At 68.7% G+C, this 18,907-nt stretch carries 18 protein-coding genes and 1 pseudogene; 15 read left to right on the top strand and 4 right to left on the bottom strand.

What is annotated here, in order from left to right; all coding sequences use genetic code 11:
* Positions 1 to 99: 99 nt before the first annotated feature.
* The 4 genes and pseudogenes from IH26_RS60315 (at position 100) to IH26_RS0137055 (ending at position 3,761) form a co-directional block, all read left to right on the top strand.
* Entirely contained in the window at positions 100 to 717 is a 618-nt protein-coding gene (locus tag IH26_RS60315; protein WP_157437569.1) for a hypothetical protein, read from the top strand.
* Positions 714 to 1,058, top strand: coding sequence for a PIN domain-containing protein (locus IH26_RS64745; protein WP_084599394.1), 345 nt, complete (start codon positions 714 to 716; stop codon positions 1,056 to 1,058). The genes IH26_RS60315 and IH26_RS64745 overlap by 4 nt, the downstream gene beginning before the upstream one ends.
* A 567-nt stretch (positions 1,059 to 1,625) precedes the next feature.
* A pseudogene (locus IH26_RS58720) lies at positions 1,626 to 2,340 on the top strand (HAD family hydrolase).
* Positions 2,341 to 2,447: 107 nt separating this feature from the next.
* Positions 2,448 to 3,761: a hypothetical protein gene (locus tag IH26_RS0137055; RefSeq protein ID WP_157437568.1), complete on the top strand. Its 1,314-nt coding sequence runs from the start codon at positions 2,448 to 2,450 to the stop codon at positions 3,759 to 3,761.
* Between the two features lie 52 nt (positions 3,762 to 3,813).
* Here IH26_RS0137055 and IH26_RS0137050 read toward each other — a convergent pair whose 3' ends face one another.
* Positions 3,814 to 4,638 (bottom strand): LamG-like jellyroll fold domain-containing protein, encoded by an 825-nt coding sequence (locus IH26_RS0137050; RefSeq protein ID WP_034216720.1) that lies wholly within the window; start codon positions 4,636 to 4,638, stop codon positions 3,814 to 3,816.
* A gap of 249 nt (positions 4,639 to 4,887) precedes the next feature.
* Between IH26_RS0137050 and IH26_RS0137045 the strand changes: the two genes are divergently transcribed.
* The 10 genes from IH26_RS0137045 (at position 4,888) to IH26_RS0137000 (ending at position 13,618) form a co-directional block, all read left to right on the top strand.
* Entirely contained in the window at positions 4,888 to 5,589 is a 702-nt protein-coding gene (locus tag IH26_RS0137045) for a 4-carboxy-4-hydroxy-2-oxoadipate aldolase/oxaloacetate decarboxylase (protein ID WP_030440946.1), read from the top strand.
* Positions 5,582 to 6,661: a 4-oxalomesaconate tautomerase gene (locus IH26_RS0137040; RefSeq protein ID WP_245665831.1), complete on the top strand. Its 1,080-nt coding sequence runs from the start codon at positions 5,582 to 5,584 to the stop codon at positions 6,659 to 6,661. Before IH26_RS0137045 ends, IH26_RS0137040 begins: the two co-directional genes overlap by 8 nt.
* Positions 6,662 to 6,670: 9 nt before the next feature.
* Entirely contained in the window at positions 6,671 to 7,627 is a 957-nt protein-coding gene (locus tag IH26_RS0137035) for a VOC family protein (RefSeq protein ID WP_030440944.1), read from the top strand.
* Positions 7,624 to 8,622: an amidohydrolase family protein gene (locus IH26_RS0137030; RefSeq protein ID WP_030440943.1), complete on the top strand. Its 999-nt coding sequence runs from the start codon at positions 7,624 to 7,626 to the stop codon at positions 8,620 to 8,622. Before IH26_RS0137035 ends, IH26_RS0137030 begins: the two co-directional genes overlap by 4 nt.
* 13 nt (positions 8,623 to 8,635) lie before the next feature.
* A complete protein-coding gene (locus tag IH26_RS0137025; protein WP_030440942.1) occupies positions 8,636 to 9,280 on the top strand; it encodes a GntR family transcriptional regulator in 645 nt (214 codons plus the stop codon).
* Positions 9,277 to 10,044 carry an NAD(P)-dependent oxidoreductase gene (locus tag IH26_RS0137020; protein WP_030440941.1) on the top strand — a complete coding sequence of 256 codons (768 nt, stop codon included), beginning with the start codon at positions 9,277 to 9,279 and terminating at the stop codon, positions 10,042 to 10,044. The genes IH26_RS0137025 and IH26_RS0137020 overlap by 4 nt, the downstream gene beginning before the upstream one ends.
* Positions 10,045 to 10,263: 219 nt before the next feature.
* A complete protein-coding gene (locus tag IH26_RS0137015; protein ID WP_051809187.1) occupies positions 10,264 to 11,223 on the top strand; it encodes an ABC transporter substrate-binding protein in 960 nt (319 codons plus the stop codon).
* Entirely contained in the window at positions 11,220 to 12,026 is an 807-nt protein-coding gene (locus tag IH26_RS0137010; protein WP_211268822.1) for an ABC transporter permease, read from the top strand. Before IH26_RS0137015 ends, IH26_RS0137010 begins: the two co-directional genes overlap by 4 nt.
* Complete coding sequence (locus IH26_RS0137005; RefSeq protein ID WP_030440938.1) at positions 12,023 to 12,802, top strand: ABC transporter permease; 780 nt, start codon at positions 12,023 to 12,025, stop codon at positions 12,800 to 12,802. Before IH26_RS0137010 ends, IH26_RS0137005 begins: the two co-directional genes overlap by 4 nt.
* 24 nt (positions 12,803 to 12,826) lie before the next feature.
* On the top strand, positions 12,827 to 13,618 hold the full coding sequence (locus IH26_RS0137000; RefSeq protein ID WP_030440937.1) for an ABC transporter ATP-binding protein: 792 nt from the start codon (positions 12,827 to 12,829) through the stop codon (positions 13,616 to 13,618).
* Here IH26_RS0137000 and IH26_RS0136995 read toward each other — a convergent pair.
* On the bottom strand, positions 13,615 to 14,655 hold the full coding sequence (locus IH26_RS0136995) for a hemolysin family protein (protein WP_030440936.1): 1,041 nt from the start codon (positions 14,653 to 14,655) through the stop codon (positions 13,615 to 13,617). The two genes, IH26_RS0137000 and IH26_RS0136995, sit on opposite strands and share 4 nt — an antisense overlap.
* Positions 14,648 to 15,982, bottom strand: a complete 1,335-nt coding sequence (locus tag IH26_RS0136990; RefSeq protein ID WP_030440935.1) for a hemolysin family protein — start codon at positions 15,980 to 15,982, stop codon at positions 14,648 to 14,650. Before IH26_RS0136990 ends, IH26_RS0136995 begins: the two co-directional genes overlap by 8 nt.
* A 102-nt stretch (positions 15,983 to 16,084) precedes the next feature.
* Here IH26_RS0136990 and IH26_RS0136985 point away from each other — a divergent pair, with 102 nt between their 5' ends.
* Entirely contained in the window at positions 16,085 to 16,786 is a 702-nt protein-coding gene (locus tag IH26_RS0136985; RefSeq protein WP_030440934.1) for a GOLPH3/VPS74 family protein, read from the top strand.
* On the opposite strand, the gene IH26_RS0136980 is transcribed toward IH26_RS0136985, so the two are convergent.
* Positions 16,783 to 18,882 (bottom strand): (Fe-S)-binding protein, encoded by a 2,100-nt coding sequence (locus IH26_RS0136980; RefSeq protein WP_030440933.1) that lies wholly within the window; start codon positions 18,880 to 18,882, stop codon positions 16,783 to 16,785. The two genes, IH26_RS0136985 and IH26_RS0136980, sit on opposite strands and share 4 nt — an antisense overlap.
* Between the last annotated feature and the right edge of the window lie 25 nt (positions 18,883 to 18,907).

The following is an 18,907-nucleotide window of genomic DNA, read 5'->3' as shown; positions in this document are numbered from 1 at the left end:
CCTACCGAGGGCTCCGCGTCCCTTTCCAGCACTGCCCGATCTCACCGCCTTCGCCCGTGTCGCACCAATCAACACATACGCGTCGCTGAGATCAGCTCAATGGCCTTCACCCGCCTTCTCGACATAATCACAAGCGAGGACGAAGCTGCGGACAGCCAGCTAGCAGCCGCCGTAGCACAAATGGCGTCGGAGCTTGGCATAGGCGACCGCAATGCGTCAATTACGTTAATCGACAGCACGTCACTAATATCTGGCCAACCACGTCGAGCCAAGATAGACGCGGTAGTTCGAGAACGAATGCAGAGAATCAGTGAACGCCGCCCCGACATCCGTGACGAGACCCTCGTTGGAGTTCTATTCGAAGCGGACTTCGAGGGAAATACCGCGAAACTACGACTCGCCAGCGGAGGAGTAGTAACAGTTAGCTTCGAGACAGACCTAGCGGATGAGATTCAAGAGGCCCTTAGATCACAAACAGGAATTGAGGGCCTTGTTCACTACGACGGCCGGACTGCACAGGCCCGCACCGTAGAGCTGCGAGCAGTAGTCCGCAACGTCCAACTAGAATTGAATGCCGATGCGTTCTGGCAACCAATGAGCTTCGAAGCACTCAAGAGCGAACAGAGCACCACTGGCTTGGTCGATCCTGCCGAGCTTGCAATTGGCGACCTAACCGACGACGAGCGCGCCGCATTCCTAGCGGCATTCGCCGAATGAGGCCCGAAGACGTCCCCGCCGGGCCAGTTCTCGTCGACACGGATGTCATTAGCTACTGGATCGCCGAGCATCCCGACGGTAACGCATTTAAGGATTTAACTAGAGGCCACGAAATGGCTATTAGCTTCGCGACTTGGGGCGAGCTGCTAGCTAACGTTCACAGACTCCGTTGGGGACAAAAGCGCATAACACAGCTTCAGAATCAACTGAGAGCCTTCGTGGTCGTGCCCTACTCGATCCAAGTAGTTGAACTATGGGCACAAATGCATGCCAAACTTCAGGACATCTGCACAAAGGGGGAACCAACGACCTCTGGACGGCAGCTTGCGCACTCTCGATAGATCCCAAACTCCCAGTAGTGACCAACAATCTGGCGGACTTTCGCGCAATCGCCCGGCATTTTCCGGACCTCAAGATCATTCATCCGAGCACCTAAGCCCGCGAGCCCCAAATTTCGTGCCCGATGCGTGCCCGATCACGCGGACACCAACGGTCAACTAGAGGCTCGTCCGAAAGATCAGCCCTTCGGCATTGCAGCGCCTTCACCTGGACCTAGAGTCTTCCCAGCTAAAGATCAACGCGATTCCCAAGCTGACAGTGCGGGTTCGATTCCCGTCACCCGCTCAGGTGCAGGGGCTCTGTGTCCGCAAAAGGCGCGGACCGGGGCCCCTTCGCATTCCACCCTGGGGGGCGACCCCCCAGACCCCCACGGTGACTGTTGGTTGCGGTGGGTGCGTGGCTTGGCTAAGAGCTTGCGGGCAGGCCAGGACGGCGAGCCCACCATGGGTGGCCTCCCTTCCGCGGACCGGGGCCCCTTCGCATTCCACCCTGGGGGCGACCCCCCAGACCCCACAGTGACTGTTGGTTGCGGTGGGTGCGTGGCTTGGCTAAGGGCTTGCCTGTAAGCCATGGCGGCGAGCGCACCATGGGTGGCCTCCCTTCCATGGAGTGCAGTTCTCCTTGACTTTGACGGGCCGGTTTGCCGGGTCTTTGCCGGGTACCCGGCGCGTGATGTGGCGGGCGAGTTGGTGGAGCTGCTGGGCCGGCGCGGCGTGGACGGGGCGGCGCAGTTGGAGGGCGAAGCCGATCCGCTGGAAGTGCTGCGCTGGGCCGGATCGACCGGCGAGCAGGCGGTTGCGCGCCTGGTTGAAGATGCGCTCGGCGCGGCGGAGGGCCGCGCCGTGACGACGGCCGCGCCTACCCAGTACGGGCGGGAAGTCATCGTGGCTGCCCGACGAGCCGGGCTTCCGGTCGCGGTGGTCAGCAACAACTCGGCCGGCGCGGTGAACGCCTACCTCGGGGCGCACCGCCTGATCGGGCACGTGGCGCCGGTGATCGGACGCGCCTACGCCGAACCCGGACTCATGAAACCCCACCCCGCCCCGATCCTGCGGGCCGTCCAGGCGGTCGGCAGTTCGCCGGGTCGAACTGTCCTGGTGGGCGACTCGCTGTCGGACATCGCGGGTGCGAGGGCGGCCGGCGTCCGCATCTTCGCGGTACGCCAACCGGCCGCCCAAGGTCGATGCCTTCCGCGACGCCGGAGCCGACCTTGTCGTCACCAGCATGGGGCCGATCGCCGAAGTGCTGGTCGGGAGGTGCGAACAGCCAAAGGCCCAGACATGAGTGCGCGCGCTGACCTTCCACCGTCTTGCGGGCGGGGTGGCTGGGAGTGGTGGGGGTGCATATTCTCTGCGGCTGTCTGGTCTGGGATCGGTTGGTTAGGAGATGGCGTGCGGAGAGTTGTTCCGGCGTTGGTAGGGGCGGCCGTGTTGGTCGGCGGGGTTGCGGCGCCGGCCTCGGCTGCGGCGGCCGGCGGGCCGACGATCGCGTGGGCGCAGAGTGTCGATGGTGACCTGGGGCGGATCCAGGTCAGGGCTACGTCGGACGTTGGCGTGGCCGGGCTCGCCGCGCATGTCGTCGCCGCCGGTGGTGGGGGCGAGGTCGCGGTGGTGACGTCGTTCCGGCTGGTCAGCGGGACGAGCACGGACGGCGTCTGGCAGTCCGATGAGGTGCAGTTGGCGAAGCTCGGCTACTACTCGCTGAACGTCGAGGCGACCGACACCGACGGCGGGCGCAGCGAGGCCGACGGGGTCGGCAACCTCGTCTATGCCGTGCAGATGTACATCGCCGACCTGAAGACCACGCCGACCGTTACCTACAGCCGGCGGACCTATCAGGTCTCCGGCCAGCTCATGGGGCGGTGGCCGGGCACCCGCGCGACCGCGCCGGTGAGCGGCCAGTCGATCTACGCCTGGATTCCGGGTGGCGACTTCACCGACACCGTGGCGACCGGGGCGAGGGGGCAATTCCGCTTCTCCGGACAGGTCAGCTCGGCGGGCACCGGGTCGGGTTACGTCAGCACCGTTCAGGAGCAGCCCTACTACCTGCAGGGATACGCCGACCTTCCGGAAGCCACCGTGAAGGCGTCGCCGACCAAGGTCACCATCCAACTGGACCGTAACTCGATCATGAGCGGCGACCCGGTGACGGTCGCCGGCGACGCGTCGTGGAAGTCGCCGGACGGCTGGGCGCCGATGGCCAACGCGCGCATCTCGATCGGCCAGTGCCCGCGGGGCGAGGACACGCCGGACCGCTGCTTCGACGGCCCGACGACCACGACGGACGCGAACGGGCACTACAGCTACGTCGTCAACCCGTCCAACACCGACCGGATCATGGTCGCCGTCGGCTCGGACGACATGTACGTCCAATCGGTCGCGTACGCGTCGGCGAAGATCACCGTGCTGATGCCGTCGTCGATCAACGACTTCTTCGCCGTCCGTGACGCCGACACGGGCCTGGTCCGGGTCGGTTCGAGCGGGCTCTCGCTGTACTACGTAGGGGTCGACAACGCGGTGAACATCCAGTTCTCCTCGAACGGCGTCACCGGCTGGCGCACGGTCGGCACCGTCCACCTGAGTTCGAGCCTGGGATCCTTCGACCAGACATTCGATCACGCAGGCGCGGGTTACTGGCGCATGACGTACGCCGGCACGAAGGGTCTGCAAGCACCGGCCCAGACCCAGGCCGTCTACGTAGCCTGACGACGCGGCTCGGCCCCGGCTCGCGACGGCGGGCCGGGGCTGTGCGAACTCCTCACGGCCCGATGGTGAGGAAGACGTTGTCTATTTCGCCGGCATATTGGTCGTTGCCCTGGGCCGGCCCCTTGCCGCCGACCCGCAGCGGTTCCGCGTTGGCGATCGACAAGCGGGGCGGCACCGGGACCCACGCTCGCGCTACCCCGTCCGCCACCAGCGTCAGGCGGCCGTCCGCTCGGGTGCAGGTCAGGTCGTGCCAGTGGCCGTCGGCGACGTCCAGCCGGGGTTCGGCTCGGTAGATGACGCCGGTGCGGCCGGTGATGACGCAGCTGGGGTGGCCCAGGCGGTGGTCGACCTGCAGTTTGAACTGGCTGCCGCCGCCGACCGAGTAGCCCTTCTGGAGCACGTTGGCGCCGTCGGACAGGTCGTCGTGGGTCATGAGCACGGATGCCCCGTACGACAAAGGTCTGGTTCCTGGATTGAGGCTGTCGTCGCGCGTGCCTTCGAGGATCGCGCGGGGGCAGTCGCTCTGTTTGGGCAGCGTGCACCGGTCGGGGTAGGCAACGGCAAGACCAAGACCCGGACCTTGCGGTACGAGTCGGAGCAGCCCGCCGTTCTGCCCGAGCGGACGCAGTTCGTGGCCGCCGGTGAGGTCGGTGATCGGCTTGCTCACCCCGCCGTCGAAGGTGTAGCGCAGGGTCACGGGAGCGGTGGCGACGCCGACGCGCCGGGGTAGCAGAGGCGCCTCCGGGGCGGGAAGACTGGGCAGCACACCGGCCGACGGTGTCGGGGGCGGCAGCGCGTCCGCGGTCAGCGGGCGGTAGGCGACGGCGAGCCCGGCGGCGAGGAGGAGCACTCCCGTCAGGGCGAGACGACGAGACATGCGGCAATTGTCCAGATTTTGAGCCAAAACAGCAATAACTACCCCACAGGCGAACAAATGCATCGCCAACCCGCCATAAGTGGTAAAGAGCCGACCATCCGATAGCGACCAATATTGTCAATAATATTCAAGAGGCCCTGCGCGAGCAGCGAAAACCCCGAGAATCCTGTCGGCGCGATTGTTGACAATCTGTGGCCGCCACCTAGGCTCTAGCTGGTGACAACCCGCCGGGATTCGGGAGGCTTGGGCATGAGGACCGTCGTGGTAACCGATCCGCCCCGCGCGGACATCGACGACGCCGAGACCCTGGGCGGGTACGGCGTGGCCACCGTGCACGAGGCCCTCGGCCGGGTCGGCTATCTTGGCCCCGAGTTCCGCCCCGTGTGGCCGGGCGCGAAGACCGGCGGCACCGCGGTCACCGTCCTCTGCTGGCCCGGCGACAACCTGATGATCCACGTCGCGGTCGAGCAGTGCCGGCCCGGCGACGTGCTGGTCGTCGCGACCAACTCGCCCTCCACCGACGGGCTGTTCGGCGAGCTGTTCGCGGGCGTCCTGCGGCACCGCGGCGTGCGGGGCGCGGTGCTGGCCAGCGGCGTACGGGATGTTGCGGATCTTCGGGAGATGCGGTTCCCGGTGTGGTCCCGCGCGATCAGCGCGCAGGGGTCGGTGAAGGCGACCGCCGGCGCGGTGAACGTGCCGATCGTGCTCGGCGGCCAGACCATCCACCCGGGTGACGTGATCCTCGGCGACGACGACGGCGTCACCGTGGTGCCCCGGCTCGACGTGCCGCGCGCGCTGAGCTCCGCCAAGGCCCGTCTCGACAAGGAGGCCGCGACCCGGGCGGCGTTCGCCGAGGGCGAGCTCGGCCTGGACCGGTACGGCCTGCGCGACAAGCTGCCCAGCCTCGGCATCGAGTACGTCTCCTACGGGGAGTACGTCAAAGGTGACTGACTACGACGGCACCGGGGTCCGATGCATGATGCTGCGCGGCGGCACGTCCCGCGGCCTCTTCTTCGAGCCCGGTGACCTGCCCGCCGACCCGGCCGAGCGGGACGATCTGCTGCTGCGCCTGATGGGTACGCCCGACCCGCGGCAGATCGACGGCCTCGGTGGCTCCACCTCGCTGACCAGCAAGGTCGCCATCGTGAGCCGCTCCGCAACAGCCGTGGCCGACATCGACTACCTGTTCCTGCAGCTCGGCGTCGACCGGCCGACGGTCAGCACCCAGCAGAACTGCGGCAACATCCTGGCCGGCGTCGGGCCGTTCGCGGTGGAGCGCGGCCTCTTCCCGGCCGGCGCGGAGGAGACGAGCGTACGCATCCGGATGGTCAACTCGGACAGCGTCGCGGTCGCCACCTTCGCCACCCCCGACGGCCGGGTCGAGTACCGCGGCGACACCATGATCTCGGGCGTGCCCGGTGGCGCGGCGCCGGTGGTGCTCGCGTTCGCCGGCACCGAGGGTTCCGCCACCGGCAGCCTGCTGCCCACCGGCCGGGTCCGCGACCGGATCGACGGCGTCGAGGCGACCTGCGTCGACAACGGCATGCCGGTGGTGCTCGCGATGGCCGAGTCGTTCGGCCTGACCGGGCACGAGACGCACGAGCGCCTCGCCGCCGACCAGCCGCTGCTCGGCCAGATCGACGAGTTCCGGCGCTCGGCCGGCCGGCTGATGGGCCTGGGCGACCCGGCCGGGTCGGTACCGAAGACCGTGCTGCTCGCCCCGCCCCGGGACGGCGGCCGGGTCAGCACCCGCTCGTTCATCCCGGTGCAGCCGCACACCTCGATCGGCGTGCTGGCCGCGATCAGCACGGTCACCGGCATGCTGCTGCCCGGCGCGGTCGGCCACGAGCTGACCCGCGGCTGGCCGGCCGACCGGTCCCAGGTCGACGTCGAGCACCCGACGGGCCACCTGCTGGTCGACGTGATCGTCGACGGGGACGCCGACCCGCCGCGCGTCGTGCGCTCGGGCGTGGTGCGTACCGCTCGCAAGCTCTTCGACGGCATCGCGTTCCCGCGCGGATAAGGAGAAACCGTGCACCAGATCGCGCATCTCGCGCACATCGAGCTCCGCACGCCGGTCCTCGACGAGAGCGTCGCGTTCTTCACCGACTACCTCGGCCTGACCGTGAACGGCGACGCCGGCGACTCGGTCTTCCTGCGCGCGTGGGACGACTACGAGAACATCACGATCAAGCTCACCGGCCACGCGACCTCCGGCGTCGGCCGGACGTTCCTGCGCGCGTCCTCTTCCGAGGCGCTGGCGAGCCTGGTCAAGGAGATCGAGGCGACCGGCCGCGGCATCGGCTGGCAGGACGGCGACCCGGGTTACGGCCCGACCTACGTCTTCACCGATCCGGACGGGCACGAGCTCGGCCTCTACTACGAGAGCTCGTGGTTCCGGCCGAGCGACGAGCTGCGTCCGGCGCTGAAGAACCAGGCCCAGGCGTACCCGGCCCGCGGGGTCAGCGTTCGCCGGCTCGACCACATCAACTACCTGGGCGTCGACGTCGAGGCGAACCGGGACTACCTGCGCGACAACCTCGGCGCGCTGGTCACCGAGCAGATCGTGCTCGACGACGGCAGCATCGCCGGCAGCTGGACGACCTTCACGAACAAGGGCTACGACGCCGTCTACACGCGGGACCGCACCGGCACCAGCGGGCGCCTGCACCACATCGCGTTCGCCACGGACACTCGCGAGGACATCCTCAAGGCCGCCGACATCGCCCTCGAGCAGGGCGTCTTCATCGAGACCGGGCCGCACAAACACGCCATTCAACAGACCTTCTTCCTGTACGTCTACGAGCCCGGCGGCAACCGCATCGAGCTCTGCAACGCCGGCGCCCGCCTGGTGTTCGCGCCCGACTGGCAACCGGTCAACTGGACCGAGGCGGAGCGGGCCAAGGGCCAGGCGTGGGGCCTGAAGACGATCGACTCGTTCCACACCCACGGCACACCCCCGGTCTCGTCGAGGGAGGACGTCAAGTGATCATCGACTGCCACGGGCACTACACGACGGTGCCCGCCGCACATACGAACTGGCGCAAAGCGCAACTGGCCGACCCGATCCCCCCGAGATATCCGGATATATCCGACGACGAGATCCGCGACTCCATCGAGGGCAGCCAGCTGCGGCTGATGCGCGAGCGCGGCGTCGACCTGACGATCTTCTCGCCGCGCGCCTCGGCGATGGCCCACCACGAGGGCGACGAGACCGTGAGCCGGCCGTGGGCCGAGGCCTGCAACGACCTGATCTACCGGGTCACGCAGCTCTACCCGGACAACTTCGCCGGCGTGTGCCAGCTGCCCCAGTCGCCCGGCGTGCCGATCGCCAACTCGATCGCCGAGCTGCGCCGCTGCGTCGAGGAACTGGGCTTCGTCGGCTGCAACCTCAACCCCGACCCGAGCGGCGGCCACTGGACCTCGGCGCCGCTGACCGACCGCTCCTGGTACCCGTTCTACGAGGCGATGGTCGAGCTGGACGTGCCGGCCATGGTGCACGTCTCCGCGGTGACCAATCCGAACCTCCACGCCACCGGCTCCGCCTACCTGAACGCCGACACCACCGCGTTCATGCAGTTCCTGCAGGCCGACCTGTTCCGGGACCTCCCCGGGCTGCGCATCGTGATCCCGCACGGCGGCGGCGCGGTGCCGTACCACTGGGGCCGGTTCCGCGGCCTGGCCGACATGCTCGAGCGCCCGCCGCTGGCCGAGAGCGTCATGCGCAACGTCTTCTTCGACACCTGCGTGTACCACCAGCCCGGGATCAACCTGCTGTTCGAGGTGATCGACATCGACAACCTGCTGTTCGGCTCGGAGATGGTCGGCGCCGTGCGCGGCATCGACCCGCAGACGGGCCACTACTTCGACGACACCCGCCGGTACGTCGAGGCGTTGGATCTGGCGGCGGACGATCGGGAGAAGGTCTTCGAGCGCAACGCCCGGCGCGTCTACCCGCGACTGGAACAGCTGATCAAAGCCTGAGGAGAGCGGGATCTTGCCTGCCGACGACAAAGACGCCCGGGACGCGCTGCGCGACGCGATCCTGGCCGGCGAGTACCTGCCCGGCGAGCGGCTGGTCGAGGCGCAGCTGTGCGAGCGCTTCGGGATCAGCCGGTTCACCGTGCGGGCCGCCCTGCAGGACCTCGCCGCCGACGGCCTGGTCAAGGTCGAGCGGAACAAGGGCGCGCACGTCCGGAAGGTGACGCTGGACGAAGCCGTCGAGATCACCGAGGTACGCATGGTGCTCGAGGGACTGGTCGCCGCCCGCGCCGCGACGCAGGTCACCGACGCGCAGGCCAGCGAGCTCGACGAGATCGGCCTGCTGATGCGGCGCGCGATCAGCGCCGGCGAGTTCCGCCGCTACGGCGATCTCAACCAGCGGCTGCACGGACTGATCCGCGCCATCGCCGGCCACCGCACGGCCGACTCCATCATCGAGACGCTGCGCGGCCAACTCGTCCGGCACCAGTTCATGATCTCGCTGCATCCGGGCCGCCCGGCGATCTCGCTGCCCCAGCACGAGCGGATCATCGAGGCGATCCGGCAGCGCGATCCCAAGGCCGCGGAGTCCGCGATGCGCGAGCACATCGCGAGCGTGATCGAGGCGCTCCGCGACATCGACGCCGGGGAGTTGCGATGATCATCGCGGTGCTGGGCCTCGGCGAGGCGGGCGGGCTCATCTCGGCCGGCCTGGTGGCGGCGGGTGCGGAGGTGCGGGGGTACGACCCGAGAGTAGAACCGCCGCCCGGTGTCCGGCGATGCGGCGGCGATGCCGAGGCCTGCGCCGGCGCCGAACTCGTGCTCAGCGTCAACAGCGCCGCCGATGCCCCGGACGCCCTGGCCGAGGGGCTGCCCGGCTGCGCGCCCGGCACGCTGTGGGCCGATCTCAACACCGCCTCGCCGGGCGAGAAGGTGGCGCTGGAAAAGGCCGCCGCCGGTCGCGTACGGGTCGTCGACGTGGCCCTGATGTCCCCGGTCCCGGGCCACGGCCTGTCCACCCCGATGACCGTGAGCGGGCCGGCCTCGGGCGACTATGCCGAGGTGATGCGCCCGCTCGGCGCCCGGGTCGACGTGCTCGACGGGCCGGTCGGCTCGGCCGCCACGCACAAGCTTCTTCGCAGTGTGTTCTACAAGGGACTGGCGGCGGCGGTGCTCGAGGCGACCGCCGCGGCCCGGGCCGCGGGCCTGTCCGACTGGCTGCTCGGCAACATCACCGAGGAGCTGATCCGCGCCGACGGGGAGACGCTCCAGCGCCTGCTCACCGGCTCGAAGACGCACGCCGTACGGCGCATACACGAGATGGAGGCCGCCGGGCGCCTGCTCGACGACCTCGGGGTGCCGGCCCGGGTCACCCGCGCGAGCCGGGACTGGCTGACCGACCTGGCCGACGGAGCCGAGCCATAGAAGACCGATGTTGTCTTGATTGTTAACAATCTCCGCGAGGCCACACCGGCGTTTCGCCAGCTATTTTGCATCAGCTCGGCTACGGCATTGGCGAATCGTTGACAATCTTGTAACCCGACCTCTAGCGTTCTGGCCAGTGGCGTGGGACACACCGAATGGTATATCGACCATCCTCGACATATCCGGTCCGGCTTCGCAGACGTGAAGGTGCTGAGAACGATGCTGAGAACACGGCTCATCGCATTGCTGACGGTGACTGCCCTGGCGGCGACCACCGCCGCCTGCTCGGACGACTCCTCGAAGAACAACTCGTCGTCGGGTTCGCCCGACAAGGTCAAGGTCGGCGTCATCCCGATCGTCGACGTCGCCCCGATCTACCTCGGCAAGGCCAAGGGCTTCTTCCAGAAACAGAACATCGACCTCACCCTGGAGCAGGCGCAGGGTGGCGCGGCGATCGTGCCGGCCGTGATCAGCGGGCAGTACCAGTTCGGCTTCAGCAACGTGGTCTCGCTGCTGCTCGGCGCGTCCAAGAACGTGCCGATCAAGGTGGTCGCCAACGGCAACAACGCCACGGCCGACGCCACCAAGGACTTCAGCGGCCTGATCGTCAAGGACCCGGCCATCACCCGCCCGAAGGACCTCGAGGGCAAGACCGTCGCCGCGAACACGTTGAAGAACATCGTGGCCACCTCGGTGAACGAGCTGGTCCGCAAGGACGGCGGCGACCCGTCGAAGGTGAAGTACGTCGAGGTCGCCTTCCCCGACCAGGCGGCCGCGCTCGACGCCGGCCGGGTGCAGGGCGTCTTCCTGGTCGAGCCGTTCGTCTCCTCGGTGCGGTCGAAGGGCTGGAAGCAGATCGGCTCGTTCGCCGCGGTCAGCCCGAACATGATGGTCGCGGACTACTTCACCTCGACGCAGTTGCTGAGCGAGAAGCCCGACCTGGCCAAGCGCTTCACCGCGGCGCTGAAGGAGTCGCTGGCCTACGCCGACGCCCACCCCGACGAGGTGCGACAGGTCGTCACCACCTACACGACGATCAAGGCAGACGCGGCCGCCGCCATGACCCTGCCGCAGTACAAGGCGGACGTCGACAAGGCGTCGCTGGATCTCATGAACAGCCTGATGGTCAAGGACGGCCTGCTCACCGCCCCGGTCGACACGTCGAAGCTGCTGCAGTGACGACTTCGCAAGGCACCCGGCGCAGGGTCGGAGACTCTCCGGCCCTGCTCGGGCTGATCGGGCTCGTCTGCTTCGGCGGCCTCCTGGAGGTCCTCCCACGCGCGGGCGTGCTGCCGGCCGAGTACTTCCCGCCCACCAGCACGATCGTCCGCGCGCTGATCGACGAGCTCGACCGCGGCGGCTTCTGGCGCGCGGTCGCCGGCACGGTGACGACCTGGCTGATCGGGCTCGCGATCGCCGTAGTGGCGGGGATCGTACTGGGCATCGTGATCGGCTCGATTCCGGCGCTGCGGCTGGCCACCGCGTCCACCGTCGAGTTCCTCCGGCCGATCCCCTCGGTGGCCCTGCTGCCGTTGGCGATCGTGCTGTTCAGCGCCCCGGTCCGGTCGATCCTGCTGCTGGTCGTCTACGCGTCCTTCTGGCAGGTACTGATCCAGGTGCTGCACGGGGTCGCCGACGTCGACCCGGTCGCCCGGGAGACCGCGGCGTCCTACCGGCTCGGCCGCTGGCGCCAGGCGCGCTACCTGGTCTGGCCGACCACCCTCCCGTACGCGATGACCGGCATCCGCCTCGCCGCCGCGGTCGCCCTGGTCCTGACCATCACCGGCGAGCTGCTGATCGGCGGCACCAAAGGCATCGGTGAGGAGATCGCGGTCGCACAGAGCAGCATCGCGGTGCCCTCGATGTACGCGCTGATCATCGTCGCCGGTCTCATCGGCCTGATCGCCAACCTGGCGACCCGCCGCGCCGAGCGGCTCGTGCTGGCCTGGCACCCCTCGGTCCGAAGGGAGCTCCCGCTGTGACCCGCACCCTCGGCCGGATCGGCCTGGCCCTCGCGCTGCCGGTGATCCTGCTGGTCACCTGGTGGTTCGCGAGCGCCGACAGCACGAGTTTCTACCAGCCGCCGCTGGAGACGATCATCAAGGTCTTCCCGCACACCTGGACGGCGGCCACCTTCAAGAGCGACGTGCTGCCCAGCCTGATCCGGTTGTTCATCGGCTACGGCCTCGCGCTTCTGCTCGGGATCGGGCTCGGCGTCCTGATCGGCGCCAACCGCCGGCTGCGCGCCCTGCTCGAGCCGATCCTGGAGTTCCTCCGGGCGATCCCGCCGCCGGTGCTGGTACCGGTCCTGATTCTCATCGCCGGCCTCGGCGACCCCACCAAGGTGCTGGTCATCGTGGTCGGCGGCGTCTGGCCGATCCTGCTGAACACTGTGGAGGGTGTGCGCGGCGTCGACGAGGTGCTCGCCGACACCTGCCGCAGCTACCAGATCCGCGGCTGGCTGCGGATCCGCACGTTCATCCTGCGGGCGGCCAGCCCGCAGATCGTCGTCGGCGCCCGTCAGGCGCTGTCCATCTGCATCATCATGATGGTCATCGGCGAACTGCTCGGGGCCACCGACGGCCTGGGCTACACCGTCGTCGAGTTCCAGCGCGGCTTCCAGATCCCGGAGATGTGGAGCGGCGTGTTCGTGCTCGGTCTGCTCGGCGTGCTGCTCTCGCTGGCGTTCACGCTGGTCGAGCGGCGAGTCTTGAACTGGTACCACGGGGCGCGCGCCGCCGAGCGCAGCGGACATTAGTTCGTCGAAACGAGGAGCAAGGTCATGCTGGAGATCCGGTCGCTGCGCAAGACGTACGGCGGTCAGGGCCGCACCGTGGAGGCGTTGGGCGACATCACCCTGACCGTCGACGACGGACAGTTCGTCTGCGTCGTCGGCCCGTCCGGCTGCGGCAAGACCACCCTGCTGCGCTGCCTCGGCGGCCTGCTCGAGCCCACCGCGGGCGAGGTGCGGGTGAGCGGCCAGGTGGTGACCGGCCCGCCCGACGGCCTGGCGATCGTCTTCCAGGAGTACGGGCGCAGCCTGTTCCCTTGGCTGCGCGTCGCCGAGAACATCGAGCTGCCGCTGAAGTCCAAGGGCCTCGGCAAGGCGGAGCGGCGGACGCTGGTCGACGAGTCGCTCGGCGCGGTGGGTCTGGCCGACGCCGGCAAGGCGTACCCGTGGCAGCTCTCCGGCGGCATGCAGCAGCGGGTCGCGATCGCCCGGGCGATCGCCTTCCAGCCCAAGGTCATGCTGATGGACGAGCCGTTCGCGGCGGTCGACGCGCAGACCCGGGCGGACCTGGAAGACCTGGTCCGTACGGTGTGGAAGCGGTTCGGCATGACCATGCTGTTCGTCACGCACGACATCGACGAGGCGGTCTACCTGGGCGAGCGGGTCGTGATGCTCTCCTCCTCGCCGACCCACGTGCTGGAGAACCTCGACATCGACCTGCCGAGCGAGCGCGACCAGCTCAAGACCCGCTCGGACGCCCGGTTCGTCGAGCTCCGCTCGCATGTGTACGCGCGGATTCAGGAGGCGAAGGGCGCCGGCGTCCTCCGCGAAACCGCCCCCTAGGAGGCCGATCGGACCGGCGCCAGACCGTGCGCCGGCTCGCCGACCACGGCGTGGATCACGTCGTCCAGGGTGATCACGCCGAGCGGCCGCCGGCCGTCGCTGACCAGCACGATGTGCAGCCGGTCGCGGCGCATGGTGAGCAGCAGGTCGGCCAGGGTGCGCTCGGGCGGGACCACGGCGAGCGGGCGGATGATCTCGGCCGGGATCGGGAGGCGGCGCTGGCCCGCGGCGTACCCCAGGATGTCCTTGACGTGCACGAAGCCCAGCACCCGCCGGGTCTCCCGCTGCACCACGGGGAACCGCGAGCGGCCGGTCCGGGTGGAGATCGCCTCGATCGTCGCCGGCGACACGTCGTCGGCCACCGTGGTCACCCCCGACCAGGCGCGCAAGGTGTCGGCGGCGGTCCGGTCGTTGAGCCCGAGCGCCGCGTGGATCCGGGCGTACTGCTCCGAGCCGAGCAGGCCCTCGCTGCGCGCCTGGGTGACCATCCCGGCCAGTTCCTCGGCGGTGAAGACGGTCTTGACCGCGTCGGTCGCCTCGATCTTCCAGAGCTTCAGTACGGTGCGCGAGGCCCAGCGCATCGCGTTGAGGATCGGCTTGGTGGCGGTGCAGAAGGCCAGCATGAACGGGCCGAGGATCAGCGCGGTGCGCTCCGGGCCGGCCAGCGTGATGTTCTTGGGGACCATCTCGCCGATCACCGTGTGCATGAAGACCACGATGATCAGGGCCAGCACGAACGAGACCGGGTGCAGCATGTCGTCGGGCAGGCCGAGCGCCCCGAACGGGCCCTCCAGCACGTGCGCCAGGGCCGGCTCGGCCAGCGCGCCGAGACCGAGCGAGCAGATCGTGATGCCGAGCTGAGCGCCGGCGATCATCAGCGGGATCTGGTTCATCGCCGAGAGGGCCCAGCGGGCGGGCTTCGAGGTGGCGGCGAGCGGTTCCAATGCCGTACGCCGCGACGCGATCAGCGCGAACTCGCCGCCGACGAACACCCCGTTGCCGATCAGCAGCAGGATCGTGACCAGGACCTTAGTCATCGGCCGGCTCCTGCGGCGCGACCACCCGGACCTGCTCGATCCGGTGCCGGTCGACCTCCATCACGGTGAACTCCCAGCCGTTCTCCTCCAGCGACTCGCCCACCAGCGGGATGTGGCCGAGCCGGGCCAGCAGGAAACCGGCCAGGGTCTCGTACGGGCCCTCGGGCAGCTCGAACCCGGTCTGCTCCATCAGCTCGTCCTCGCGCAGCAGCCCGTCCACCAGGTACGTCTTGTCCCCGCCCGGCGCGGTCAGCTCCTGGGCGCCGGCCTCGTCCACATCGTCGTCGTACTCGTCGGTGATCTCGCCGACCAGCTCCTCGATCAGGTCCTCGATCGTCACCACGCCGTCGGTGCCGCCGTACTCGTCCACGACGATCGCCAGGTCGGCCTGCGCCGCCCGCAACGCCGCGAGCACCTTGTCGAGGCCGAGGCTCTCCGGCACGTACACCGGCTCCTTGGCGATCGTCGCGACGCGGGTCGCGGCCCGCCGGTCGAGCGGCACCCCGAGCGCGTCCGGCACCCCGGCCACCCCGGTGACCACGTCGATGGTGTTCTCGTAGACCGGGAAGCGGGTGTGCCCGGACTCGCGGGCAATGGCGAGCAGGTCGGCGACGCTGGCCGTGATGGCGAGCCCGACGACGTCGACCCGCGGGGTCATCGCCTTGGCCGCCCTCTTCTCCCCGAAGCGGATCGTCCGGCGCATCAGGGTCGCGGTCTCGGTGGGCAGCGCGCCGGCCCGGGCGCTGATCGCGGCGAGCAGGCCCAGCTCCTCCGGGGACCGGGCGCTCGCCAGCTCCTCCTGCGGCTCGATGCCGATCCGGCGGACCAGCCAGTTGGCCGAGCCGTTCAGCGCCGCGATCATCCACTTGAAGAGCCGGGAGAAGGTACGCAGCGGGCCCGCCGTCCGCAGCGCCACGCCCAGCGGCCGGGCCAGCGCCGCGTTCTTGGGCACCAGCTCGCCGAAGAGCATCGACAGCAGCGTGGCGACGATCAGCGCCAGCGCGTGCGTGATGCCGTCGGTCGCGTCCCCGGCGATCGGCTCGACCAGCGGGTCGAACAGCTTGGAGAGGGCCGGCTCGGCCAGGTAACCGGTCAGCACCGTGGCCAGGGTGATGCCGAGCTGGGTGCCGGAGAGCTGGAACGACAGGTTGTGCAGGACCCGCTGCACCGTCCGGGCCCGGCGGTCGCCCTCGTTCGCGCGCCGCCCGATCTCGGCCCGGTCGACCGTGACAAGCCCGAACTCGGCCGCCACAAAGAACGCGTTCGCCGCCGTGAGCAGCGCGAACGCCACCAACGGAAGCACCGCGGTCAGGAGCACGCCGTCCATGATCGGTTCCACCTCGGTCCCCATTGTGCCGGACCGGCCATTCGCGTGCGTGAACACGGGTGCGTGAAGTACGTGTGCCGTGCCACCCGCTACCGTCAAATCATGAGCATTGCCGAGGAGTTCCTGCTGCTCGCCTACGACGAGGACGGCACGCCGCTCACCGACGGCACCCGGCTGGACAACGGTCTGGGCGGGGCGATCCTGCTCGAGCTCGCGCTGGGTCGCCGGGTGGATATCGAGGACAAACGGGTCGTGGTGGTCGATCGCGCGCCGATCGGTGACGCCCTCGCCGACGAGGCTCTGGGCCGGATCGCCGACGACAAGCCGCGCAAACCGGGGCACTGGGTGACGAAGCTGTCCAAGCAGGCACGGCCGCGGATTCTCGAAAAGCTGGTGGCCGACGGCGTGCTCACCGTCGAGAAGGACAAGGTGCTCTGGGTTTTCCCCCGGACGAAGTACCCGTCGGCGAACGGCGAGCCGCCGGCCGTCGAGGCGGAGGCCCGGGAGCGGATCCGGGCGGCGGTGCTCGGCGACGGCCCGGTCGAGCTATGTCGCTACCCAAGCCTGGACTATCAGTCGGCGGAGCGGACGGCCGCCCTGTGCGCGCTGATCGCCGCCACCGAGCTGGACCGCAAGATCCTCGCCGACCTGGACCGGAAGGTGATCAAGACCCGGCTCAAGGAGATCAGCGAGGGCGCCTGGGCCGCCGAGGCGGTCCGCAAGACGATCGAGGAGATCCAGGCCGCCGTGATGGTCGCGATCATCGCGTCGACCACGGCGGCCACGGCCGGATCGAGCGCCTAGACCTCCTGCTTGAGCGAGCGCAGTAGGACGGTGGCGACGTCGACGACCTCGACGTTGTCCTGTTGGGCCTTCGCGGTGACGCCGTCGCCGATCATCGTGTAGCAGAACGGGCAGCCGACCGCGATCGTCTTGGCGCCGGTGGACAGGGCTTCCTCCGTACGCTCGATGTTGATCCGCTTGCCGATCTTCTCCTCCATCCACATGCGGGCGCCGCCGGCGCCGCAGCAGAAGGAGCGTTCCCGGTTGCGGGGCATCTCTTTGACGTCGCCCAGCAGCTCGCGCGGCGCGTCGAACACCCGGTTGTGCCGGCCGAGGTAGCAGGGGTCGTGGTAGGTGATGTCCCCGTCGATCTTTTCCACCGGCGTCAGCTTCCCGGTGGCGACCAGGTGGGCCAGCAGCTGGCTGTGGTGCACCACCTCGACCTCGAGGCCGAGCTGCTGGTACTCGTTGCCCAGGGTGTTGAAGCAGTGCGGGCAGGTCGCGACGATCTTCTTGACCTTGGCCTCTTGCAGGGTCTCGACGTTCTGCTGGGCGAGCATTTGGAAGACGAACTCGTTGCCGATCCGCCGGGCCGGGTCGCCGGTGCAGGTCTCGCCCTCGCCGAGGATCGCGTAGTCGACGCCGGCCTCGTGCAGCAGCTTCGCCACCGCCCGGGTGGTCTTCTTCGCCCGGTCCTCGAACGCGCCGGCGCAGCCCACCCAGAACAGGTACTCGAAGTCGTCCTTCTCGCCGACCCGGGGCACCTGGAAGTCCAAGCCCTTGGTCCAGTCCTCGCGGGTGTTCTGCGGGGCGCCCCACGGGTTGCCCTTGTTCTCCAGGTTACGCAGCATCACGCCGGCCTCGGACGGGAAGCTCGACTCGATCAAAACCTGGTAGCGGCGCATGTCGACGATGTGGTCGACGTGCTCGATGTCCACCGGGCACTGCTCGACACAGGCACCGCAGGTGGTGCACGACCACAGCACGTCCGGGTCGATCACCCCGTTCTCCTCGACGCCGCCGATCAGCGGCCGGTTCCCTTCGGCGAGCGCGAGCACGTCCAGGTGCGCCAGCTCGGCCTCGGTGGCTTTCTCGCCGCCGGCGAGAAGATAGGGCGCTTTCGCGTACGCGTGGTCCCGCAGCGACAGCACGAGCAGCTTCGGCGACAGCGGCTTGGCGGTGTTCCAGGCCGGGCACTGCGACTGGCAACGGCCGCACTCCGTACACGTGGAGAAATCCAGCAGGCCCTTCCACGAGAACTGCTCGACCTGGGCGACGCCGAACTGGTCCTTCTCCGGATCGGCCTCTTCGAAGTCGAGCGGTTTGCCCTCGCTCATCATGGGCCGCAGTGCGCCCAGGCCGGAACCGGCCGGCTTCTCCGGGCTGCGCTTGAAGAAGATGTTGAAGAACGCCAGGAACCGGTGCCAGGCCACGCCCATCGTCGGGTTGAGCGCGATGGTGATCAGCCAGCCCATCGAGATGAACAGCTTGACCAGCGCGACCCAGGTCGGCCCGTCCTTCGCGGCCGGCAGAACCGACCCGACCGCGTGCGACAGCGGGGTCGCCCACGCCGGGAACTCGAAGGTGCCGTTGGCGACCTTGAAACCCCGGATCAAGAACCCGCACACGAGTACGCCGAGGATCACGCCCTCGACGAAGTACGCCTGCCACATCGTCGAACCCAGGAACCGAGAGCGCTTTTTTCGCAGGTCGCTCTGCCGCCGGTAGATCAGGTAGAGAATCCCGGCCAGGCCGAGGATGCCGATCCACTCGGTGACCAGGCCGTAAGGCGTCCAGCCACCGATGATCGGCAGCCCACCCGCGGGGTCGACGACCTCGAAGTACGCCTCGACCACCAGCAGGAACAGGATCATGAAGGAGACCATCACGAACCAGTGCGCCGCGCCGACCGCCGACCACTTCAGCATCCGGGTGTGACCGAACACCTCGGTCAGCATCTTCTTCGTCCGGGCGCCCTTGTCGGCGAACCGCTCCGGGGCCGGCTGACCCTGACGGATCACCGCGGTGATGGTCAGGACGGCACGCACCGCCAGCACGACGGCCGTGATCGTGACGGCGCCGGCCAGGACGGTGGCGACTATCTGCGCGATCCCCATCTGCGCTCCTTCTCGATCGGCTGCC

The organism is Actinoplanes subtropicus (assembly GCF_000721705.1).
Taxonomy (GTDB): Bacteria; Actinomycetota; Actinomycetes; order Mycobacteriales; family Micromonosporaceae; genus Actinoplanes; species Actinoplanes subtropicus.
The sequence above is the reverse complement of the archived record's forward strand: the minus strand, read 5'-3'. Positions and strand labels throughout refer to the sequence as shown.